This is a genomic window from Pectobacterium artocarpous (assembly GCF_046159765.1).
Classification (GTDB): domain Bacteria; phylum Pseudomonadota; class Gammaproteobacteria; order Enterobacterales; family Enterobacteriaceae; genus Pectobacterium.
In genome coordinates this window covers 92151-115618 of sequence record NZ_JBJXVK010000008.1, presented here as the reverse complement: position 1 = coordinate 115618, position 23468 = coordinate 92151, and the positions used below count along the sequence as shown (strand labels likewise).

Genomic DNA, 23468 nt, shown 5'->3' with positions numbered 1-23468 from the left:
TGTGGCTGTGCTCATCGTGTGACAGAACTTAGTCTTGCAATGCCTTACTGATCTTCTCGAACAGATCGCCAGACAGATTTTCCAGCGTCTTCAGTTGCTCCAGCGCCTGACGCATTTGCGCCTGACGTTTAGCATCATAGCGCTTCAGGCGGATCAACGGCTCGATCATGCGGGCCGCGACTTGCGAGTTGCGGGTGTTCAGATCGCTCAGAATCTCCGTCAGGAAGCGATAGCCGCTACCGTCTTCGGCATGGAAAGCCGACGGATTAGCGGCCGCAAATGCCCCCACCAGCGAGCGCAACCGGTTAGGGTTGTTCAGGCTGAATGAACGGTGTTGCAGCAACTCACGCACACGGGTCAGCACATCGGCTGCCGGGCTAGTAGCTTGTAACACAAACCATTTATCCATGACCAAACCATCCTGATGCCAGCGGTTATCAAACTGCGTCAGCAACTCATCACGCACCGGCAACTGCGCCTCAACCGCCGCCGACAGTGCCGCCAGAGAATCCGTCATGTTATCTGCCTGACGGAACTGCGCCTGCACCAGTTTATCCGCCTGCGCTGCATCGCTAAATGCCAGATAATGCAGGCAGACGTTGCGCAGCGCGCGTTTGCCCATATCCGCGTGCTCAATGCGATACTGGGGTGCCTGATTCGCGTGGTATACCGCCAGCCACTCATCCGCCATTTCTGTCGCCATCGTGCGCGTCATACTCTCGCGTACGGCAGCGATCGCCGTAGGATCGATGACGTCAAACAGCTCGGCAATCTCATTTTCACTTGGTAATGTCAGAATCTGAGAAGCCAGCATAGGATCCAGTATTTCATCCAACAGCACTCCACGGAAAGCATCGACCACATGCATCGGTACGGAAAGCGGTTGCTTCTGCTGATAGCGAGAAACGTTTAGACGGATGTAGTTAGCCAACAGGCTCTGTGCCGCATCCCAACGCGAGAACGCATTGCTCGCATGACGCATCAGGAACGTCAGCTGTTCATCGCTCCAGGCATAGTTCAGTTTTACCGGCGCGGAAAATTCACGTAATAAAGAAGGAATCGGGCGGCAAGGCACCTGATCGAAAATGAACGTCTGCTCGGATTCACTCACATTAAGCACCGACGCCAGCAGTTGACCGTCTTTCTGTAACGGAATGACCTGCCCTTGCGGATTGTAAAGTTCGATATCCAACGGGATGTGCAGCGGCAGTTTTGGTTGTTTGTCGGCACCGGGCGGCGTCATCTGGCTCACGCTCAGCAGATATTGTTGCGTCTGCGGATCGTAATCATCACGCACGGTCAACACCGGCGTGCCTGACTGGCTATACCAGCGGCGGAACTGCGTGAGATCGACACCGGAGGCGTCTTCCATTGCCTGCACAAAGTCATCACAGGTTGCCGCGCTGCCGTCATGACGCTCAAAGTAGAGTCGAATTCCCGCCTGGAACTTTTCCTCGCCTAATAAGGTATGCATCATGCGGATCACTTCCGATCCCTTTTCATAGACCGTCAGCGTGTAGAAATTATTCATCTCGATCACCTGATCGGGACGAATCGGATGAGACATCGGACTGGCATCTTCGGCAAACTGCGCACCGCGCATCACACGCACATTATCAATACGATTCACCGGACGCGATCCCAGATCGGAACTGAACTCCTGATCGCGGAACACCGTCAGCCCTTCTTTCAGGCTAAGCTGGAACCAGTCGCGGCAGGTGACGCGATTACCCGTCCAGTTGTGGAAATATTCGTGACCGATCACCGCTTCAATGTTCAGATAATCTTTATCTGTCGCGGTTTCTGCCTTAGCCAGTACATATTTAGAGTTGAATACGTTTAGCCCTTTATTTTCCATCGCCCCCATGTTGAAGAAATCAACGGCGACGATCATATAAATGTCGAGATCGTATTCCAGACCAAAGCGCTCTTCGTCCCACTTCATCGCATTCTTCAGCGACGTCATCGCCCAACCAGCACGATCGAGGTTGCCACGGTCAACATACAACTCCAGCGCAACATCACGGCCAGGACGCGTCGTAAAGCGATCCTGAAGAATATCAAAATCGCCGGCAACCAGCGCGAACAGATAAGCCGGTTTCGGAAAGGGATCCTGCCACTCGATCCAGTGGCGTCCACCTTCCAGTTCCCCTTGAGCCACACGGTTGCCGTTAGAGAGTAAATAAGGATAGCGTGCTTTATCCGCCGTGATGCGTGTGGTGAATTTTGCCAGCACATCCGGTCGATCAAGATAGTAGGTAATGTGGCGGAAACCTTCGGCCTCACACTGTGTACACAGGGCTTCACCGGATTGATATAACCCTTCCAGCGCGCTATTGGCGGCGGGATTGATTTCCGTTTCGATGCTGAGCGTGAAACGCGCAGGGAGTTGCGTCAGGATCAGGCCATCGTCCTGTTGCTGATAATGTGTCCACGGCTGCCCATCAACGCTCAGCCCGATCAGAACCAGCCCTTCGCCATCCAGCTTCAACGGCGCGCCAGCATCCCCTTGCAACACCACCTGACTCACGGCTTTTACGCGCGTTTTCTCGGCATGGAGATCGAAATCCAGTGCAATATCGGTAATGGTATAATCCGGCGCACGGTAGTCATGGCGATATTTTATTTGCGGCTGTTGATTCATATAAAGTTTCCACCTCGTCATAAGCATCGAAGATCAAGTCTAAGCCTGTTATCTTAATGTTACCACGACAAAATAATGAGGATAATCATCGTACCGTGGTTCGCGCCCGCACGTCTCGCTATGTTGTCGTAATGTAATAAACGGATAATCAAGGTATACTGGCCGGACATTGCTGATTGTCCCGATGGTGGATATGCATCTTACGAGGATGCTGTAACGCATTATGACTTTGCACACTTCCCCGATTCTACACGCATTGCTGGATACCGACGCCTACAAGCTGCACATGCAACAGGCAGTGTATCATCACTATTATGATGTTGACGTTGCCGCTGAATTTCGCTGCCGCGGTGATGAGTTACTAGGCGTTTACGCCAACGAAATAGCCCATCAGGTCGATCTGATGCGCTTCTTGTCATTAAGTGACGACGAGTTCACCTATCTTTCTTCTCTGCCATTCTTTAAGCCAGATTATCTGCACTGGCTGCGGAGCTTTCGTTTCAATCCGCAGCAGGTTTCGATCAAGAATAATGCTGGCAAGTTGGATATCCGTATCACCGGACCGTGGCGTGAAGTGATTTTGTGGGAAGTTCCCCTACTGGCGGTGATCAGTGAAGTCGTGCATCGGCATCGCTCGCCCGACGTCACAACCGAGCAGGCTCTCGCCCAACTGTCGGCCTCACTGGAGAGTTTTCGCCAAAACAGTACGGATGTGGATCTCAGCCGCTTCAAGCTGATGGATTTCGGCACACGTCGGCGCTTCTCTCATGATGTACAGCAGACGATTGTGACGGCACTGCAAGCTGATTTCCCTTACCTCATCGGCACCAGCAATTACGATCTGGCACGCCGTTTGGGCATCACACCGGTCGGTACGCAAGCGCACGAGTGGTTTCAGGCCCATCAGCAAATCAGTCCAACGCTGGCCAACAGCCAGCGCGCCGCGCTGCAAATGTGGCTGCATGAATATCCCTCGCATTTAGGCATCGCATTGACAGACTGCATCACCATGGATGCCTTCCTGCGCGATTTTGATTTACCGTTCGCCGAAGCCTATCAGGGGCTGCGTCACGATTCCGGCGATCCGGTCGATTGGGGAGAGAAAGCCATTGCACATTATCAGCGCCTGAATATCGATCCGATGAGCAAAACGCTGATCTTCTCCGATAACCTGAATTTGGATAAAGCGCTGACGCTGTACCGTCATTTCGGGCAACGCGTGAATTTGGTGTTTGGTATCGGCACGCGCTTGACGTGTGATATTCCCGGCGTGAAACCGCTGAATATCGTCATAAAACTGGTGGAATGCAACGGCAAGCCGGTGGCAAAGCTTTCCGATAGCCCGGGTAAAACCATCTGCCAGGATCAGAACTTCGTGTGTGAGTTACGTAAAGCGTTTGACTTACCCCGTGTTAAAAAGGCCAGTTGAAACGTTCCCCTATCCCCCAAATAATTCGAGTTTTAGGACAAAACATTAACGTTTTGAATAATGCGAAGTGTTAGCCCTTTAGAGCGATGCTCAGCGATGAGCATCATAACGCGGCAAGAGAAGGACATATTCGTCGGGAACGAATTTGACCAGCCAACGGCTGGCCTTCAGTGAGAGACAGGATGTCTCTCATTTCATCCCGATGAGCTTACTCAAGTAAGTGATTCGGGTGAGTGACAAATCTGCCAGAGGCAGGTTTGAACGCTGCTTGCAGCGGCCCCAACGGGGCGAGGTCCACGTAAGTGGACCGAGTATTGCAGTCAACACACATGCAACTTGAAGTATGACGGGTATTGACCAACTTTGCAGCACACTCACCAGCATGAGCGAAAACTTCGCGCCATTCCGATGATTTCTGCTTGTGTCCTGTTGCATCGCAAGTAACATAGAAAAGGGCTCGGATTGGGCCATTTGGCGTTTTAACCACGATATATTTCTTAAACACGATTAATTAAAGAGAGAATTTTATGAGCGTAGTGCCTGTAGTCGATGTACTGCAAGGCCGTGTTGCCGTTGACAGCGAAGTCATCGTGCGCGGCTGGGTACGTACCCGGAGAGATTCTAAAGCCGGTATCTCCTTTATCGCCGTTTATGACGGCTCCTGCTTTAATCCATTACAGGCTGTCGTTAATAATAATCTCTCCAATTATCAGGATGACGTACTGCACCTGACCACTGGCTGCTCCGTAGAAATCACCGGTAACGTCGTCGCCTCTCCAGGAGAAGGCCAGAGCTTCGAACTGCAAGCAACCAACGTCAACGTCGTCGGCTGGGTTGACGATCCCGATACCTATCCAATGGCGGCGAAACGTCATAGTATCGAATATCTGCGTGAAGTAGCGCACTTGCGTCCACGCACGAACTTGATCGGTGCCGTTGCGCGCGTTCGCCATACACTGGCGCAGGCCATTCACCGTTTCTTCCACGAGAATGGTTACTTCTGGGTGTCTACCCCGCTAATTACCGCATCCGATACCGAAGGCGCGGGTGAAATGTTCCGCGTTTCCACCCTCGATCTGGAAAATCTGCCGCGTACCGAACAGGGTAAAGTGGATTTCAGCGAGGATTTTTTCGGCAAAGAAGCCTTCCTGACCGTATCTGGCCAGTTGAATGGCGAAACTTACGCCTGTGCGCTGTCCAATGTCTATACCTTTGGACCAACGTTCCGCGCGGAAAACTCCAACACCAGTCGCCATCTGGCCGAGTTTTGGATGATCGAACCGGAAGTCGCTTTCGCCACGCTGGATGACGTCGCGGGTCTGGCTGAAAACCTGCTGAAATATGTTTTTCAGGCCGTGCTAAACGAGCGTGCCGATGACATGGCGTTTTTTGCCGAGCGCGTCGATAAAGAAGCCATCACCCGACTGGAAAAATTCGTCAGCTCCGATTTTGCACAGGTGGATTACACCGATGCCGTCGAGATCTTGCAGAACTGCGGGAAGCAGTTCGAGAACCCGGTTTACTGGGGTGTTGACCTCTCCTCCGAACATGAACGTTATCTGGCGGAGCAACACTTCAAAGCACCCGTTGTCGTTAAAAACTACCCGAAAGACATCAAAGCCTTCTATATGCGTATGAATGACGACGGTAAAACCGTTGCCGCCATGGATGTTCTGGCGCCGGGAATCGGTGAAATCATCGGTGGCTCTCAGCGTGAGGAGCGTCTGGTGCAGTTGGATAGCCGTCTGGAAGAGATGGGACTGAATAAAGAAGACTACTGGTGGTATCGTGATTTACGTCGTTACGGCACTATTCCTCATTCCGGTTTCGGTTTAGGATTTGAACGACTGATTGCCTATGTTACCGGTGTACAGAATGTGCGCGACGTGATTCCTTTCCCACGTACACCGAGAAATGCGAGTTTCTAAATAAAAATTTAATATAAGTAAAACAAATATGTAGAAAAGAAGAGTCGGGTTTTCCGGCTCTTTTTTTTAATTTTTGTCATGTCTCACAAAGTTCCCTGAATTTTACATTTGGAAATGAATTTTTTCTGTTTGTTACTCGATTGCGAAGTCTGTAGCATCTTTAGAGTGGATTAACTAGCGAGCGAATGGAAAACTGCGTTCAGACACAGGAAGACACCAAACTTTCAGGAATAGTTCCGTAAAGAATTATTTATGGCAGTGGCAGGTATCTAAATAACACCAATGAGGGTAATAATGATGAAACGCAACATTCTTGCAGTAGTAATCCCAGCTCTGTTAGTCGCTGGCGCAGCCAACGCTGCTGAAGTTTATAACAAAGACGGCAACAAGCTGGATCTGACTGGACGCGTACATGCTGGTTATACTTTTAATAATCAAGAAGTAGACAACTCAGATAATACTTATGCACGTTTTGGCTTCAAAGGTGAGACACAAATCACTAGCGATCTTACCGGTTATGGTCGTTTTGAGTATCAGTTCGATGGTAGCAGCGCCGAAGACTCTTTAAGCACTTCCGATAACAAAACCCGCTACGCGTTTGCTGGTCTGAAATTTGGTGATTTTGGTTCTTTTGACTACGGTCGTAACCTGGGTGTAGCTTATGACGGTCTGTCATACACTGACGTACTGCCAGAAAATGGTGGCGACAGCAGCATTACTGATACCCTGACTGGACGTATCGGTAACGCAGCGACCTACCGTACTACTAACCTGTTTGGCTTAGTTGATAATCTGGGCTTCGGTTTGCAATACGTTGCTAAAGATGATGGTTCTTCTTCGCGTATTGATCGCAACCACGGCGATGCATGGGCAACCTCTCTGTCTTATGACACTGATATCGGCGTTGGTGTTATTGCTTCTTATGGTTCTTATGAGCGTACTGGCCCGCAGCAAACTGCAACCGTTGGTGCTGGTGGTGACCGTGCAGACGTATGGTCAACTGGTGTGAAATATGACGCGAACAATGTTTATCTGGCAGCAATTTATGGCGAAGCCAGCAATTTCTATAGAATCAATGGTAGCAATGGTATCGCTGATAAGAGCACAATTTTTGAAGTCGTTGCTCAATATAACTTCGACTTTGGTTTGACTCCTACTCTGGCTTACGTTTCCCGTAAAGACAAAGTAGACACCGCTGGTGCTACCAACACTGGCCGTAATGATTACGCAGTGAAATACGCAAGTGTTGGTGCGACTTACGCCTTCAACAAAAACTTCTCTGCTTACACTGAATACGATATCAACCTGATCGATAAAGACAATGCGTACGGCATCGCTAACAACGATACCGTAAACGTCGGTGTCATTTACCAGTTCTAAGTTGGCATCACATAACGTAACGAGTTAATCGTTCGTATGCCTGAAAAGACAGGGCTTCTGCCCTGTCTTTTTTTATCTCAGCCGGTTAATACTCCCCTTACAAGCCGCAGTAAGTAGCTTTCGAACATGCTTCTCACGTTTTCGTTTCTGCTCTCCCCCCCGCAGCACCAATTATGCTTACCTGACCAGTCTTTTATTTTGTCTCTCTCCTCCTCGCTGTTATTTCCCTTTCTTTTTAACATCAACGGTTGGCAAAGCCTTTGACTGACGGTACTCTGAGAATTCTTATTTCATCTCATGTATGGAACATTCTGGCAATGTTTGAAAATATCTCTGCCGCACCAGCCGATCCTATTCTCGGGCTGACCGATCTTTTCCGCGCCGATGATCGCGCGAATAAAATCAATCTAGGTATTGGTGTCTATAAAGATGAAACCGGCAAGACTCCGGTTCTAATCAGCGTAAAAAAAGCAGAACAGTATCTGCTGGAAAATGAAACCACCAAAAACTATCTGGGCATTGACGGTCTGCCAGCATTCGGTCAGTGCACGCAGGAGCTATTGTTTGGCAAGCAGAACGCTATCATTGCCGACAAACGTGCCCGTACGGCGCAAACCCCAGGCGGAACCGGTGCGCTGCGTGTAGCGGCTGATTTCATTGCCAATCAGACGTCTGCAAAGCGCATTTGGATCAGCAATCCGACCTGGCCAAATCACAACAACGTGTTCTCAGCCGTCGGTTTGGAAGTCTGCCAATATGATTACTACGATGCCGCTAACCATGCACTGGATTTCGATGGCCTGCTGAACAGCCTGAAGGCTGCACAGGCGGGTGATGTGGTACTGTTCCACGGCTGCTGTCATAACCCAACTGGCATCGATCCTACTGCTGAACAGTGGGCTACATTGGCAGAACTGTCAGTAGCAAAAGGCTGGTTGCCCTTGTTTGACTTCGCCTATCAGGGCTTTGCTCGTGGACTCGAAGAAGATGCAGAAGGTCTGCGACTCTTCGCCGCGAAGCACAATGAACTGATCGTATGCAGTTCGTACTCTAAAAACTTCGGTTTGTACAATGAGCGCGTTGGTGCCTGTACGCTGGTAGCCGCGGATGCTGCAACAGCAGACAAAGCATTCAGCCAGGTGAAAGCCGCTATTCGCGCAAACTACTCTAACCCACCGTCACACGGCGCGACCGTTGTTGCGACCATTCTGGGCAACGACGCATTGAAAGCCATTTGGGAACAGGAACTGACGGCGATGCGTGAACGTATTCAACGTATGCGTCAGTTGTTCGTGAATACCTTGCAGGAAAAAGGCGCACAGCAGGATTTCTCTTTCATCATCAACCAGAATGGGATGTTCTCATTCAGCGGCTTGACCAAAGAGCAGGTTCTGCGTCTGCGTGACGAATTCGGCGTTTACGCGGTGAATTCTGGCCGTATCAACGTTGCGGGAATGACCCCGGAAAATATGGCTCCGCTCTGCGAAGCGATTGTTGCCGTACTCTGATCGTTCTGCGATCAAAAAAGCCGACACACCGTGTCGGCTTTTTTGTTTCATCCGTTTACCGATAAAACAGGCGGTTGATTACCAAATCGCGGCATCTTCACGCAGGAAAGGATTCGTTTTACGCTCATGTCCTAATGTCGACATCGGGCCGTGTCCTGGAATAAACGTCACATCGTCACCCAGCGGCAGCAGCTTATTCTTGATGGACGCAATCAGCGCCTGATGGTTACCCTGTGGGAAATCGCTACGCCCCACGCCGCCGTTGAAAATAACATCGCCCACCTGTGCCAGCCGTGATTCCGCATCAAAGAAAACAATATGGCCGGGAGTATGACCAGGGCAATGAAAAACCGCCAGCGTTGTCTCCCCCACTGTCACTTCATCGCCTTCCTGTAGCCAGCGCGATGGCGTAAGCGGCGCACACTCTTCCAAGCCAAACATCCGGCTTTGTGCCGGTAATCCTTCCAGCCAGAATGCATCTTCAATCTGTGGGCCAACAATCGCTACCTGATAATGCTCAGCCAATTCCGCCGCCGCGCCAACATGATCCAAGTGGCCGTGCGTTAACAGAATCTGCTTAACCGAAAACCCTGCATCCGCAACGGCGCGTTTGATTTTTTCAGCCTCTCCACCGGGATCGACAATGGCAGCCTCATTGGTTTTTTCACACCATAGCAACGTGCAGTTCTGGCTAAATGCCGTCACTGGAACAATTTGATATTTCATATCACTCCATGTTGAATACACTGAGCGGCTCGTCTGGATTAACGAACCGTATCAGAAAAAGTGTAGCGCTGCTGTAGCAGGTTACCAGGTGCGGACCGGACCGGTGTCGATGTGAACAAAACCACTGCGTGGGTAGTAGCCAACTCCACCCGCACGCATCTTTATCGCCGCTTTACGAATGTTGGCCAGTTGAACGCCTTCAATGTGGAAATCCATCGCCTGGCCTTTCGTGTGATAGCTCTGCTTTGCCACACCTCTGCTATGCGCACGTAATTCATTATTCGTATCTATCGCACGATAACCAGAAATCAGCTGTACAGGCTTGTTGGTGCCCAACATAACCTGTAAACGATAAAGTTGGTCGAAAAGTTGGGGGTCAATCGTTTTGACTTTATTCGCACGGTAGTCGCGGAAAAAGTGATTCAGGCGGGAGAGTTCTGATTTGTTATACCGTTTACCATCAAAGAATTCCGTTTTCAGCCGTTCTCCGGTATTCAGATTATCCAACGTCAAAATTCGTGGTCGGGGGGTAGATAACGTTGCAAATGCCTGACCGGGAAGCAGTGCGATACCCAACGCGGCACCACCTAGTGCAAGCCACTTACGGCGATGATTGTCAATGTGATCCATAGAGAGCAAGTACCCTGGCTAAAAAACGGTATTAAAGGGAGGCATAAAACGTACCGCCTTGAACCTTAACTGCCAGAGAAAAGTGAGTCAACCCGCTATGCTCACAGGTTTGCGGGAGATCGCATCGCTCCCCCGCAAAACGATAAAATACTGGTACGACTAATGTCCGTATTTTCAATGCTTACTGAAGCAATAACCCCGCTCTGGAGAGCACTTTCGTCCCAGCTCGGGCGGTATCATCATAATTGTAAATATCTGTGCGGAACTGCGGTCTGCCATCTTCACCCACCCACGCCGTCAGATAATAGAGATTGACCGGAATCCGGTGTTTCATTGAAACAAAGGTAGTATTTCCCTGATCAAGCGTAGAAGAAATTCGACTGTTATTCCATCCCGCGTCCTGTAGCAGCATGCTAGCCAGTTCCGATGCCTTATTAACTCGCACACATCCGGAGCTCAGCGCCCGGATATCGCGCTGGAACAGATTATGATTAGGCGTGTCGTGCAAATAAATCGCCTCTGAGTTCGGCATATTGAATTTATAACGCCCCAGCGAGTTATTCGCACCAGATGCCTGACGCAAGCGATAAGGGAAGCGCTCTGCCGACACCATCTGCCAATCGATCATCGAAGGGTCGATCACTTCAGCATCCTGACTCCAGTCGGATAACACCGTGTAGCCATGGCGCTGTAGATAACCGGGATCGCGAACCACTTTAGGGATGATATCCTGTCGCGTCAGCGTCGTCGGGACATTCCACGGCGGATTGACTACCACATTATACAGCAAGCTGCTCATCAACGGCGTCTTACGCTTAGGCTGCCCCACAATAACGCGCGACGATAAACGCTCAGCACCATCCTGATAATAGATCAGCGAATAATTTGGGATGTTCACCATAATGCCGGTGTGCACATTATCCGGCAGCAGGCGCAGACGCTGAATATTCAGCGCTAGCAGCGTTGCGCGCATTTGCGGGGAAACATTGAGCCAATCGCGCGTACGCTTACCAATGACGCCGTCGTCTTCCAGACCTTGCCAATGCTGGAAGCGTTTCACCGCTTCAACCAGCTCTCCGGTATAGAGATCATCGCTATAGGCCAGAGCCTGCCCAGTCGCTACCGTCGTCGCTGCGGCATTTTCGTTAAACAGCGTAATACTCTCCGTTGACGATAGCATACCGGTACGTTGCAGAATTTCACGCAGTATAGCCAGCTCTCGGCTCTGTTGCTCTGGACGAAGAGATTCTGTCATATTCAGACTCGGCCACGGACGATTGTCCGTCAGCATCGTCTTCAGCGCCTCATGCATTTTGGCGTACTGCGAATGCTGCGGTGCCAGCGAAACGACATAGGCGGCGCTGGTGCCGGATTTCACGGCCTGTTGCCATTGAGAAACGATATTGATTGCTGGCGATTGCAAACGATAAGGCACACTGCTGTACAACCAATCATTGCCGTTGCGCTCTACTCCAGAGACGAACTGCAAATAACCCAGCATCGCATCGGATAAAACAACATCTCGCGCAAACCCGGTCAATTGCGGATCGGTCAGCCAGGTCACCCACGAGGTGAACTGCGGTTGTACACCTGCGATCGCCACTTCGGCAAGCTGCTGCTGAAACTGTTGCACCGCGCGGTTATCCGCCCACATCGGTTGCATCTGATGTTGGGTATAAAGCAATGATAGGTCAGAGAGATAATGTAACGTCATACCGTGCGGCAGCGTTGACAGAAGCCCTGCACGGCTATTTTCTACAGACACCACGCCTGAGCTTCGCGCTAAGCCGGATACCACCGTCGGAGATGTCGCCAGCACCGAAAACGAAAGAGATAGGCTTCCGACCCAAATACAACCCACGTGCAACAGCAGCCTGACTATTTTTCGTTTATGTAACAACAACATCCATTTATCCCCTGTACTTATTAATCACTATGCTTTTACGACAATCCACGACGTTAAACATGGAAATAACAAACCAAATTCGCTCGCATACGGTCACACTGGCGTAAGCTCATTTCTTCGTTTTCCATTGTAGAAAACGATAAATAATGAGATATGATCGTTGTTTATATAGCGCCCGCTATTCACGGTCAAAACGGTACAATATACAACCGCAAATCCTTCTATACTCTAAATAATTCGAGTTTCAGGCAGGCGGCAAGTGAGGGAATCCCGATGAGCTTACTCAGGTAAGCGATTCGGGTGACTGAACGTAGCCAACGCACATGCAACTTGAAGTATGACGAGTATACGGCCTGCACTCGTTTTACCGTCAGTATATAAAGAGAAAAATATTTTTGCTTCTTCTTCCGGCTATTATCTCGCGAGTTTGATGAACCTATTCTATTCACCGTCAGCATTCTCTTTACGTAACTTTTTACGAAAAAAATAAAACCGCTTAAAAGCGGCTTTATCATTATAGAGGAAAAGTGCTGCAACGTTGGCAACGATAATATTTATCGCGCCCCCCTACGAAGCTTGCTCTTGTGTCTCAGGCGCTTCCGCTCCGAAACCACGTAGCCCGACCACATGGACGTGCTCGTTGTTTTGGTAGACCTTACGCACTAGCTTATACGTCGTCCCTTTTTCGGGGCTGATGTTTTCCGGTGCCGCGATGACTAACTGCATCTCCAGACGATCGCACAGCTCGAATAGCGTGGCGATCGATTTGGCATCGAGACGTGCCGCCTCATCGAGGAAGAGCAAACGGCATGGAATAATATCTTTGCCACGCAGGCGCTTTGACTCTTCTTCCCAGCTCTGTACCACCATGACCAGAATTGACATCCCGGTACCAATCGCTTCCCCGGTAGACAGTGCCCCACTTTCCGCTCTCAGCCACCCATCAGCGCCCCGGTTCACCTCAACTTCCATTTCAAGGTAGTTTCGGTAGTCCAGCAGCTCTTCACCGATCGTTTGCCGCGTACGCTGTCCCATATCAATTTCAGGATTCAGGCGCTGATACAGTTTTGCCAACGCTTCCGAGAAGGTCAGGCGGTTGCTGTTAAACAGATCCTGATGCATGTCCTGCTGCTCGGATAATACATTAAGCAGCGTAGTATGCGTTTCGCGCACGTTGACGTTCAGACGAACGCTCTTCACCTGACCAAACGCTACCGCTTGCAGTCCCTGGTTCAGCATTCGAATGCGGTTCTGCTCACGCTGGATCGTTTTACGAATGATGTTGGCCACGCTGCGTGAGCTGATTGCCAGCATTTGTTCACGCGCCGTCAACTCTTCAGTCAGACGATTAAGCTCAATTTCCATCTGCTCAATCGCTTCTACCGGGTCATCGGTGCGGATAATATCCTGACGGATACGCTCGCGCAGATGCTGGTAAACAGCAATGTAGAACTGAATCTTGCGCTCTGGCCGTTTAGGATCTTCTGAAAGCCGCAGCACATCGCGCAGATGTTCGTTATCCGCCACCGCCAGACGCAGCGCCCCCAGCGCCTTATCCGACATGGAACGCAGTTCATCGCCTTCTATATAGGCCAGCTCGCGACGGTGCAGACGACGTTCAACGCCGTTATCTTTCACCAAACGCATAACCGCACACCAACCCGCTTTCGCCGTGACAACCTGCTCGCGCATCTGGTGATAATCACGCTCCAGCTTGCGCAATTTCTTCTGCAAACTGTCCATTTCGGCTTCACAGAACGTAATCTGTTTTTCCAACTGGTTACGCCGTGAACGGTTGGTGCTTAATGCCACATGCAACTCATCACGGCGCTGGCGGGCACGCTCTTCGGCATCGGAATCCGCACGTACGCCGATATCCAGAAGCTCTTGCGTCAACTCCTTCAGCATATCCTGTTTGGCATCGTAAGAACTTTTCAGCGACGCCTGAACCTGACTGTACTGCGTCAACTGTGCCTGATGCTGGCGAAGTTGTTCGCGCGCTTTTGCCCGTTCCGCCTCAGCCATTTCCAGACGATGACGCAGTTTGTCATTCAAGCCGGTATTTTCACCCAGCATGCCGGCAGAATCGGCATAGCTGAAGTGCGCACGGCGCTGCACCACTTCGGTCAACGCAAACGCCTGCTGTTTTGCCTGCCGCTGTGCGTTCTGAGCCTGAGCATAATCTTCCTGCAACTGCTCATGCTGCTGCGGGTCGCTTTGCAAGACTGAAACCAGCGGTTCCAGCTTAACCAGCGTCGCACCATGCTGTTGAATGAAACGGGCAGACTCTTCGGTTTCATCCAGCTCGGCACGAATCTCTTCCACGCGATCCTGCAATGTCTCGTCGCAAAGCAGGCCCATACGCGGAATCAGCTTATTCAGCTGTACGCTGGCCTCTTTCGCTTGTTCATATTGTTGGCGCTGCTGCTGGTTCTCGCCGTCAAAGTTGGCAATCGCACGATCCAGCTCGCCGCGGCGGGAACTGAGCGTGCGAATTTCCGCTTCGGGATCTTCATCAAAAACGACAGCCAGATGCGTACCGATAAAGCGGCTGAAAGACTGGTGCAAGCGCTGCGTTTTCTGCACGTCAAACGACAGCGTCGCATACTGTTCGGCCAACGCTTCTCGCTCATCACGCAGGCTTTCCAGACGCATTTCCCGCGCGGCGCGGCCAAACAGCGGCACGTCAGGGAAGCGAGAATAACGCCACTGGCGCTCCGCGACTTTCACCACTACCGCACGTTCCAGTTCTTCAACGGCAAACACGCTGTCATCAAACGACTGCGGATCACCCTCGATCAGATACAGATCTTCCGGGCAATCTTCCAGGCCGGCAAGCTGTTCACGCACCAGCGAAAGATCGGCGACGACAATCGCATGGCGGGATGGGCCATAAAGCGCCGAGAAGTACGGCGCGTCGTCTAGTGTGACATCATCATAAATTTCAGACAGCAGCACGCCGCCAAAGCGTTCCGCCAGCGCGTTCAAGCGCGGATCTTCTGAACCACCTGGCTGGCTTAGTCGCTCAATTTGTGCTTCGATCTGCCGCTTGCGGGCAGCAATGTCGTCACGCTCAACCGTGGTTTCACGCTCGCGCTCAAGCAACTGCTGCATGAACTCCGTCACCTGACGGCTATCTTCAAACGTTTCGCCGCTTTGTTCGCTCAGTTGCGTCAGCATTTCCTGTGCCGCCAGCCAGACTGGCGCACGCACTGTCAGTTTCTGAATACGCTGCTGGATTTGCTCCAGTTCCTGACGCAACGCCATGCGACGCTCACCCGCTTCCGCCACGAGTGATGACAGGGTTTCGATGCGGGCATCAAGCTCTTGCTGGAGCGACTCCAACTCTTCCGGTTGATACTCCTGACCGTTACGTTTGCTGAAATCTTGCAATAGCCGCTCAGCATCCTGCTGCTCACGCAGCCGTTGTTCCAGCTCAGACAGGCGCATCCGCAGCGGTTGTACCCGCTCCGCCTGATAGCGTTGCGAAGAGCTGTCGCGCAGCAAGTCGCGCGCGACTTGCCAAGCTTCGTTGCGATTAACGGCACCGGCAATCTTACTCACCAACTGATAGGCTTGCTCAAACTGGCCGTGCGCCGCATCGGCCACGCTCAGTTTTTGCTCCAGCATCAACAAAATTTCTGTCGTTTCCTGCTCTTTCGCCTGATAGCTATCCAGCCATTTGTCCGCGTTATCTGCCGTTAAATCCGGCAGTTGACACAGCGTGCGGGCGCGTTCCAACGCCTGCTGTGCCTGCTGATACTGAATGGCACGAGTTTGCTGTACGTCCAGCGCCTGCTGATAATCGGCAAGCTGGCTTTTCAGTTCATCCACTTCCAGTTCGGCAGCATCAGCACGCTCTTCGTTTTCCGCCTGCTGCTCCCGCGCTTCTTCCACCACCTCGTTCTGTTCTTCGAGGCGATAGCTCAATTCTTCCAGATCGGCGTTATAACGCTCGATTTTCTCCTGTTGGCGCATCGCGGTCTGCACCAGATTCAGATGGTCGCTGGCCGCCTGATAATCCGTTTCCAGATCGCCTTCAGCGCCGCTCTGTTCCGCTAACTCCCGCGCCATTTCCACATGACGATACTGCTCGCTCGACAGTTGCTTACGGCTGGAGAACAGATCGCGACGCAATTCCAGCGCCCCATCCAGATGAATGCGACGCTCATTGGCGTGCCGCATGTAGTCAGCGGCAACATAGGACGTCGCTTCAGAGATCAGGTGTTTAAACAGATTGCGATCGGACTGGGTCACGCGAATCGCTTCCAGCGTCATGCGGTTTTCACGCAACGCCGCTTCCATATCCTGAAACGCTTTGCGCACACCGCTGTTTTCCGGCAGCAAATAGTCACGCAGCGAGCGAGTAATGGCGCTGGAGATACCGCCATACAGCGAGGCTTCGATCAGGCGATAGAACTTGCTGCGATCGGAAGCAGAACGCAAGCGACGCGGCACGACGCCTAAATCAAACATCAGCGAGTGGTAGTCGGTAATGGAGTTAAATTGCTTGAACTGAACGCCTTCCATCTCTTCGACGCGTTCTTTCAGTTCCTGCAAATTAAGCACTCGCGCCTGACGATCGCCGACCCCTTGCGTCAAAATTTGCGTCGGCTGTACGGCTGTCGGTAATCCCTGAATGGTAAAAGGCTTAATATCGACTTTACGGTCGCGCCCTGCAACCTGCTGAAGACGCACGCCAACCAGCACGCGCTGATGGCGCGAGTTAACAACATCCAGCGTGGAATAGCAGACACCAGCACGTAATTTACCGTGCAGACCTTTATCGCGAGAACCACTGGTGGCACCAGCTTCCGTCGTGTTTCTAAAATGCAGCAACGTCAGGTCAGGGATCAGCGCCGTAATAAAGGCCGCCATCGTGGTGGATTTTCCTGCGCCATTACCGCCAGATAACGTCGTCACCAGTTCATCCAGATCGAAGGTGCGAGCGAAAAAGCCGTTCCAGTTGACCAGCGTTAGTGAGCGAAATTTACCGCGTTCAATCATTCCTGTTCATCCTCAACACTTATTCATCCTCGCCCGTTTCCGGCGTGGTCTCATCGGTGCGATCATTGTCATCACTGTCATCTTTCAGCGACAAACTACCCTCAACAGGCATCGCTTCACCATCGCGAATCATGCGTAGCTGTGCTTCACGTGCATCATCGCCGCTACGCACATCGGCCCCGAAGCGGAACACCGATTCGGTAATTCTGAATTTGCTACCGTCATTGCCCATAAAGTAGATCATACCTAGCCGGCGCAAGCGATTCAGCGACGTTCTGACTTTTTCCTGTAGCTTCTGGCGATCCAAATCGGAACCGGTAGAGCGCTGGTTAACCAGCTTCAACAACTTGCTTTCATCTGCCAGACTCAGCAGTTCTTCATACAGCTCCTGCTGGCTGAAAATGCCTTCATGAGCCAAACGCTCCGGGCTTAGATAGAGATAACAGAGAATTTTCCCTACCATCATATCCAGCTCAGACAGCACCGAGCGAGAGATTAGCGTGGTGGAGCGCGGACGCAGATAGAAAAAGCCTTCCGGCGCGCGAATCAACTCCACGTTGTAGCGGCTGTAGAATTCCTCCAGCACTTCCTGGAAATCCATCAGAAATACGTGGTTCTCCAGTTCTTCAATGCCAATATGACGCCCGGCGCGCAATTGGCTGTCCAACGCAGGAAAGAGGTTATTCGACAGCGCGGTTGCCAGCTTCACTGGCATAAATTGTTCAATATTTGTCGATGACATGGGCCTGCACCTTAGCTCCGTAATCATTGATTGCCCGCCACAATGCGGGTAATCCGGTGAAATCTGCTTCGGCTACGCCCAGGCGTACTGCCTGGTCGACCACGATTCGGGCAACATCAAAATGCCGCGAGCGAGGATGCTGCGCGAGGTATTCCCGCATCACTTCCCCCAAGTCCAGCGGAATCTGTTGCGCTTTATATTTATGCAGCGCCTGCTCGACCAGCGCGATCAGTTGTTCGCGCATTTCACTAAACTCTTCGTATTCCAGCTCCGGCGGCAGTTCACCGGTCACTTCTTCACTACGCAGCGTCAGTTCTTCGTCACGCATATCCAGCAGACGATCCGCGTTGGCGAACGTCAGCGCCCAGGGGCTATCGAAATAGCGCTGCACAGACTGACGCAGGCGCTGAGCAAAGACACGGTTTTTATCCATATCTATCGCGGTACGGATAAACTTATGTACGTGGCGGTCGTAACCAATCCACAGATCTATCGTCTGCTGTCCCCAACTCACAATACGATCGAGTTTGTTTTGCAGGTCAAACACCAGTTTGTCGACAAATTCCAGATTATGCGCATTATTCATAATCGCATCCTGAATGCTCAACAGACTCGCCTGCAACTTGTCGCCTGCGGCTTCCAGCGTATCCTGCAATTCACGCAGCGTAGACGACGTTTCCGTCAGCAGTTGTTCACAACTGCTTATCGCTGCCCGCCAGTCCTGGTTTAATAGCGCCGCGATATCGTCTTTCACGCCCTGCTGTTGCTCATCCATCACGCGCTGTGACAGATCGATGCTGTCAAAAATTTCAGCTACGGAATATTTCAGCGGCGCAAACACATTGCGATGCCAGTGAAACTCATCGCCGCCTTCTTCCGCTGCATCGGCTGCACGACTCAACTCCTGCGCCACAATAGAGAGTTGCATGGAAAGCCGCAGCGTCGAAAACTCACGCTGCCGGATATAATAATCGGTAATGCCGATCCCAAGGGGCGTCAGACGATAAATCGCATTACCTTCCACCTGTTCGCTGGTAAAGCGGTTAAGCAACCGCTGGCGCACCAGATCGTTAATCGCGTTATTGGCGCGGAGGGTAATGGTTTCGTTTGTCTGATCAAATCCCTGACTCACATGACGGAAGGCATCAATCAGCTCACCTTCACTCATTTCACCATCCATGCGTTCGCCGTTAAGCGTGGCGATCGCCATCAAAAACGCCAGACGTTCGGTGGGGAGAGAAATGGAGAAATCGTTTTTTCGTGCCCAGGCGACCAGTTCGGGTACAGTCTGGGAAAAATCACTCATAATGCATCCTTCAAATGGGGTTTATGCGCCATGACATGGATATAACGGCCCAAACTCACAAAAGGCTCTTGCCGACAATACCGCTGTTCGAGCTCAAGAATGTCGTCAAATTTATCAATTTGCTGCTGCTTATTCTGTAGATAGTCATGAAACACACGCACGCCAGTTTTTCCGCTAATGGTCAGCCCCATTTCATCAAGCCAGCCGTACACGGCTTGCGGATCCAGTGGGTGATCTGGCGATAGCGATCGCCGTTTGTTCTTCGGCATTCCGGCCTGAACATAATCAAAGTTGCCCAGCACCATGTTACGCATCAACAGCCCGTGATGGTTATAAAACATCAAAGACAGCGCGCCGCCCGGTGACAGGCAATCATACAATATTTTCAGCATTTGCTGCGGTTGCGCAACCCACTCCAGCACCGCGTGGAACAATATCAGATCGACGGGGCTTTCCATATATTGCGCGATATCCTGTGCGGCACACTGCACAAAACGCATATTATGGACGACGCCCTGCGCCGCTGCTGCGTTTTTGGCGCGCTGAATCATCTCATCGGAAACATCGCACAACAATACCTGATGTCCTAAAGCCGCCAGACGACACGCCATCTGCCCTTCACCGCCTCCCGCATCAAGGATGCGCAACGGCCGTGCCGGAAGTCGGGTCAAAAGATCGCGAAGATCCTGCCACAATACCGCCAGCCGAAGTCTCCCCTTCGTTGTGCCATAGATATTCTGAGCAAATTTTTCGGCGATATCGTTAAAATTGCGATCCTGCATCAGTCATTGTTCCGCATCATATAAACGGGGATCTCGTGCAGCACGTGTCTGCGCGATGCGATTTTTCCAGCCTGCCATTTTGGCACAGGCTGGCTTAGAATAAATGGCCTTACCGCATGATATCTTCCCGGATGCGGGTTTTTCACTCAAAAGGAATGCAATTTTATGCTTTTCACACTCAAAAAGTTCGTCGGTGGCCTGCTGCAGCCTCTGCCATTGCTCTTGCTTCTGATGGGTGTTGGCCTGCTGCTGCTCTGGTTTACCCAACAACAGCGTATGGGAAAAACGATAATAGTAACCAGTTGGCTGGCGCTTATCCTGCTCAGTCTGCAACCTATCGCTGACAGGTTGCTGCTACCACTGGAATCACACTACCCAACCTGGCGGCAAACGCCGCAGGCGAGCAAAACCAATTATATCGTCGTGCTAGGTGGGGGGTATACCTATAACGCGGAATGGGCACCCAGTTCCAATCTCATCAGCAACAGCCTCCCGCGCGTTACGGAAGGCATTCGCCTTTATCACGCCAACCCCGGCGCAAAATTGATTTTTACCGGCGCAGCAGCGCAGGGTAACCCTGTCAGCAGTGCGAAAACTGCGGCGCTGGTAGCAGAAAGCCTGGGTATTCCGCCACAGGATATCGTCATTCTGGATACGCCAAGGGATACAGAAGAAGAAGCGGAGGCAACCGCGAAGATTGTTGGCAATCGCCCTTTCTTGCTGGTGACCTCGGCCAACCACTTGCCGCGCGCTATACGATTCTTTCAGGCTCAGGGGCTTGCGCCAATTCCTGCTCCGGCAAATCAGATGGCGATCACGTCCGCACTCAACCCGTGGGAGAAAGTCTTTCCTTCCGCGTACTATTTATCGCACAGCGAACGCGCCTGGTATGAAACGCTCGGCCGCCTCTGGCAATGGCTGAAGGGAACCTCAGCGACACCGCACAACGCCGAGCGGCCGCAGACTCATTCCAGCCAAGGGGACAGCTCCCGCGAAGCCACGTCAAATAGCTGACGGTCTAATTGACCCGTATGGATATAGCGGGCCACCGCTTCCCAGATAGCATACAGCCAGCGCCGGTAGACAAAGGACTCCGCTACCGGTGCCTGTTTCAGGTAGTGATAAAGCAACTGCTCCGGCATGCCGGATTCACAAAGCCGGAAGAGTTCATACTCTCTGGGCGCCCATAGCATCATGCCCGGATTAATCATCGCCAATAGCTGATCGCTACGCGCATCCTTCAACATGCTGCGCAGCGAAAGATTACCGTGTACCAGCACACAGCCATCCTCAAAATCTTCAAACAGCATCGATAAACATTGGCGAGAACGATAAAGCACGCCTCGATTCTGCTGCGTCAGCTGCGGCGCATTGACATTGAGTAGCGTCGACCACAACACTTCCACACGTTGTTGATACCAACTCGCCCAGTCGTTGTCCTGCGTGCTATCGACAGAACCGACGCAACCATGGCTATCAATACGATGCCAGGCTAATACGCTTTCAATAATCTGATCCATCAGCAGCGTCCAGCGATGACCACTTCTTGGTGGTGCCTCCACCGACACGCCACGCAAGCGCTCAATCAGCAACAGTTCCCGATACGGTTGCTGCTGTGTCAACATCAGCCCGTAAACCGTTGGCAAACGAACATCACCTTCACGCGCCAGCATTGAGAGCTTGTAGGCCTCCTGCTGCGCCACCCCCTGGCACACATAGCTTTTAGCCAACAAAGGAATGGCGTTGCCTTCTTTATCATACAAGGCATACAGATCCGCATAGGGCTGTTCGCTTATGCACTCAAGCCGACTGAGGCTTTCCCCCAACACCGTGCTGAGCTCCGACTTCAACTGTTCCATAAACGGCTATACCTCCGTTGAGCCAAATGACTCCACTCACCATGATGCGGCGAGCAGAGGACAAATTCTTCAACGCAGATCAAATATAAGGAGGATCAATGACGGCAGGGAACACGCCCTGCCGACGTTATTACTGCACTATCCCCTGCGCGTCAGCAGAAGGTAGCGTGAGTGACAAGCGAATGTATTCACACTCCACCATCATTCGCGTTCAAAAGCACCCAGATCTGGCGCTGAACCTTTGTAAGGCAATTTGACATTCCCACCCTTATTGATCAGCGCACTACCTGACGCAAGGTGCAGGCTCTTCAGCACTGGCAAGCTGCCGTCAGCCTGACGCGGTGCATCCCAGCCGGTCATGGAAACGCTCTCGAAGTCAGAATCTGATACTGTAATTTTCAGATCCCATGAGTTATAGCGCATGTTCGCGCCATCGGAGAACGACAGGTCTTTACCACCATGAGATACGTTATTACGTAGGGTACCCAGTCCAATCGCTTTTCCGTTTGCATCAATACCGCGGATATTAAAGTTAGGGTTATTTTTATAGCCCGTGTTGTTAAAGAAATCGTTCGCTACCGGATGGTGGTTGGCATAAAAACCGGCTGCTTTATTTAAAAACGCAACTGAATTACGCACGGTATGCTTCACCGCATTTGCCACATAAACGCCACCATAACCACCGATTTTAAAACCATTACCATTACCTGCTGACAGCGACTGCGTCGTTCCCGGTAAATAGCCGTGTGACCAGGCCCAGGAGTTTTCAATCAGCACCGGAGAATAGGCATTAATTAAATCGAAGCCATCATCCGAATTTGACCACGCCCGGCAACCCCGGAAAATATTACCTGGCTGATTAGCCGGGATATGCGCACCAAATCCATCTCCACTTTGGCCTGCACCATTCGATGTCAACGGGTCGTAATTATGGTGAGAGTCGCTATTCAATACCAGATTATATCCCCCTCGCTGGATAAACAAACCCGTACCCATAATATGGTGGATATTTAACTGCTCGAATATATTATTACTGCCCCTGATCCACACCCCCCAGGATTCATGGTTAAGGTTATTACGCTGCGGAACACCGGTGATTTCCAACCCTTTCAGAGAGATCCAATCTGCAACAACATTGAAACCCTTGACGCGGCAATCATCCTGCATCTGGCTGAAATCAAAAACGGGCACTTCTCCACTGTACGCCCAATATTCAATGCGCTTACCTTCCGTGCCGCTTTTATTCAGCGTAATTGCGTTCACCACATCAGTACGCGTGGAACAGACGTTCAGTCCCTTGGTGAACACGTATTTACCGCCACGGATCCACAGGCGGTCGCCGGGAGTTAAGGTTTTCTGCGCACGATCGATTGTTTTCCAAGGCGAGTTTTTACTGCCGTTACTCGCGTCATTGCCGTTGGGTGCCATGTAATAAACTGCTGCGCTGCTACCCGCCGCAATCCCCATCAACATACCGCCGAGAAAAAATTTTGTGATATAACGTTTAGCATTCATATCATTACCGTCCTTAGTTGAAATAACAAAAACGCCATGCAAAAACATGGCGAATTGATAGTAGCATTTAAACATGAAAATAAAAGTTCAACTCGCTGTCCATCAA

15 protein-coding genes are annotated in these 23468 nt (G+C 51.4%); 5 read left to right on the top strand and 10 right to left on the bottom strand.

The genetic code is table 11. The features are described 5' to 3' along the window. Window positions 1-28: 28 nt before the first annotated feature. Window positions 29-2644, bottom strand: a complete 2616-nt coding sequence (gene pepN / locus ACKQAD_RS07325) for an aminopeptidase N (protein ID WP_409159538.1) — start codon at window positions 2642-2644, stop codon at window positions 29-31. Window positions 2645-2867: 223 nt separating this feature from the next. On the opposite strand from pepN, the gene pncB reads away from it, so the two are divergent. From pncB to ACKQAD_RS07305, 4 genes are all read left to right on the top strand, one after another. Next, window positions 2868-4073, top strand: coding sequence for a nicotinate phosphoribosyltransferase (pncB, locus tag ACKQAD_RS07320; RefSeq protein ID WP_409159537.1), 1206 nt, complete (start codon window positions 2868-2870; stop codon window positions 4071-4073). Window positions 4074-4600: 527 nt separating this feature from the next. Then, window positions 4601-6001 carry an asparagine--tRNA ligase gene (gene asnS / locus ACKQAD_RS07315; RefSeq protein ID WP_409159536.1) on the top strand — a complete coding sequence of 467 codons (1401 nt, stop codon included), beginning with the start codon at window positions 4601-4603 and terminating at the stop codon, window positions 5999-6001. A gap of 294 nt (window positions 6002-6295) precedes the next feature. Continuing rightward, window positions 6296-7381, top strand: coding sequence for a porin (locus tag ACKQAD_RS07310; protein WP_409159535.1), 1086 nt, complete (start codon window positions 6296-6298; stop codon window positions 7379-7381). 317 nt (window positions 7382-7698) lie between these two features. Next, window positions 7699-8889 (top strand): amino acid aminotransferase, encoded by a 1191-nt coding sequence (locus ACKQAD_RS07305; RefSeq protein ID WP_409159534.1) that lies wholly within the window; start codon window positions 7699-7701, stop codon window positions 8887-8889. Between the two features lie 78 nt (window positions 8890-8967). Here ACKQAD_RS07305 and ACKQAD_RS07300 read toward each other — a convergent pair whose 3' ends face one another. From ACKQAD_RS07300 to cmoM, 7 genes are all read right to left on the bottom strand, one after another. Then, entirely contained in the window at window positions 8968-9615 is a 648-nt protein-coding gene (locus tag ACKQAD_RS07300; protein ID WP_409159533.1) for an MBL fold metallo-hydrolase, read from the bottom strand. Window positions 9616-9696: 81 nt separating this feature from the next. Next, on the bottom strand, window positions 9697-10245 hold the full coding sequence (gene mepK, locus ACKQAD_RS07295) for a peptidoglycan L,D-endopeptidase MepK (RefSeq protein ID WP_409159532.1): 549 nt from the start codon (window positions 10243-10245) through the stop codon (window positions 9697-9699). A gap of 181 nt (window positions 10246-10426) precedes the next feature. Beyond that, window positions 10427-12151 carry a L,D-transpeptidase gene (gene ldtD, locus ACKQAD_RS07290; RefSeq protein WP_409159531.1) on the bottom strand — a complete coding sequence of 575 codons (1725 nt, stop codon included), beginning with the start codon at window positions 12149-12151 and terminating at the stop codon, window positions 10427-10429. A 567-nt stretch (window positions 12152-12718) separates the two neighbouring features. Further along, window positions 12719-17158, bottom strand: coding sequence for a chromosome partition protein MukB (gene mukB / locus ACKQAD_RS07285; protein WP_409159530.1), 4440 nt, complete (start codon window positions 17156-17158; stop codon window positions 12719-12721). Window positions 17159-17177: 19 nt separating this feature from the next. Beyond that, window positions 17178-17900 carry a chromosome partition protein MukE gene (gene mukE / locus ACKQAD_RS07280; protein WP_409159529.1) on the bottom strand — a complete coding sequence of 241 codons (723 nt, stop codon included), beginning with the start codon at window positions 17898-17900 and terminating at the stop codon, window positions 17178-17180. Further along, entirely contained in the window at window positions 17881-19206 is a 1326-nt protein-coding gene (gene mukF / locus ACKQAD_RS07275; protein WP_409159528.1) for a chromosome partition protein MukF, read from the bottom strand. The genes mukE and mukF overlap by 20 nt, the downstream gene beginning before the upstream one ends. Then, the gene (gene cmoM / locus ACKQAD_RS07270) at window positions 19203-19988 is read right to left on the bottom strand and encodes a tRNA uridine 5-oxyacetic acid(34) methyltransferase CmoM (protein WP_409159527.1); all 786 of its coding nucleotides are present in this window, start codon (window positions 19986-19988) and stop codon (window positions 19203-19205) included. Before cmoM ends, mukF begins: the two co-directional genes overlap by 4 nt. Window positions 19989-20153: 165 nt before the next feature. Between cmoM and elyC the strand changes: the two genes are divergently transcribed. Next, window positions 20154-21002, top strand: coding sequence for an envelope biogenesis factor ElyC (gene elyC / locus ACKQAD_RS07265; protein WP_409159526.1), 849 nt, complete (start codon window positions 20154-20156; stop codon window positions 21000-21002). On the opposite strand, the gene ACKQAD_RS07260 is transcribed toward elyC, so the two are convergent. Both ACKQAD_RS07260 and pelN read right to left on the bottom strand, forming a co-directional pair. Further along, the gene (locus ACKQAD_RS07260; protein WP_409159525.1) at window positions 20954-21847 is read right to left on the bottom strand and encodes a YcbJ family phosphotransferase; all 894 of its coding nucleotides are present in this window, start codon (window positions 21845-21847) and stop codon (window positions 20954-20956) included. The two genes, elyC and ACKQAD_RS07260, sit on opposite strands and share 49 nt — an antisense overlap. Window positions 21848-22048: 201 nt before the next feature. Continuing rightward, on the bottom strand, window positions 22049-23362 hold the full coding sequence (gene pelN / locus ACKQAD_RS07255) for a pectate lyase PelN (RefSeq protein WP_409159524.1): 1314 nt from the start codon (window positions 23360-23362) through the stop codon (window positions 22049-22051). Window positions 23363-23468 lie beyond the last annotated feature (106 nt).

Excerpts from the sequence above, each read along its gene's own strand:
- pepN (WP_409159538.1), bottom strand. The coding sequence starts at position 2,644 with ATGAATCAACAGCCGCAAATAAAATATCGCCATGACTACCGTGCGCCG.
- pncB (WP_409159537.1), top strand. The coding sequence starts at position 2,868 with ATGACTTTGCACACTTCCCCGATTCTACACGCATTGCTGGATACCGAC.
- asnS (WP_409159536.1), top strand. The coding sequence starts at position 4,601 with ATGAGCGTAGTGCCTGTAGTCGATGTACTGCAAGGCCGTGTTGCCGTT.
- ACKQAD_RS07310 (WP_409159535.1), top strand. The coding sequence starts at position 6,296 with ATGATGAAACGCAACATTCTTGCAGTAGTAATCCCAGCTCTGTTAGTC.
- ACKQAD_RS07305 (WP_409159534.1), top strand. The coding sequence starts at position 7,699 with ATGTTTGAAAATATCTCTGCCGCACCAGCCGATCCTATTCTCGGGCTG.
- ACKQAD_RS07300 (WP_409159533.1), bottom strand. The coding sequence starts at position 9,615 with ATGAAATATCAAATTGTTCCAGTGACGGCATTTAGCCAGAACTGCACG.
- mepK (WP_409159532.1), bottom strand. The coding sequence starts at position 10,245 with ATGGATCACATTGACAATCATCGCCGTAAGTGGCTTGCACTAGGTGGT.
- ldtD (WP_409159531.1), bottom strand. The coding sequence starts at position 12,151 with ATGTTGTTGTTACATAAACGAAAAATAGTCAGGCTGCTGTTGCACGTG.
- mukB (WP_409159530.1), bottom strand. The coding sequence starts at position 17,158 with ATGATTGAACGCGGTAAATTTCGCTCACTAACGCTGGTCAACTGGAAC.
- mukE (WP_409159529.1), bottom strand. The coding sequence starts at position 17,900 with ATGTCATCGACAAATATTGAACAATTTATGCCAGTGAAGCTGGCAACC.
- mukF (WP_409159528.1), bottom strand. The coding sequence starts at position 19,206 with ATGAGTGATTTTTCCCAGACTGTACCCGAACTGGTCGCCTGGGCACGA.
- cmoM (WP_409159527.1), bottom strand. The coding sequence starts at position 19,988 with ATGCAGGATCGCAATTTTAACGATATCGCCGAAAAATTTGCTCAGAAT.
- elyC (WP_409159526.1), top strand. The coding sequence starts at position 20,154 with ATGCTTTTCACACTCAAAAAGTTCGTCGGTGGCCTGCTGCAGCCTCTG.
- ACKQAD_RS07260 (WP_409159525.1), bottom strand. The coding sequence starts at position 21,847 with ATGGAACAGTTGAAGTCGGAGCTCAGCACGGTGTTGGGGGAAAGCCTC.
- pelN (WP_409159524.1), bottom strand. The coding sequence starts at position 23,362 with ATGAATGCTAAACGTTATATCACAAAATTTTTTCTCGGCGGTATGTTG.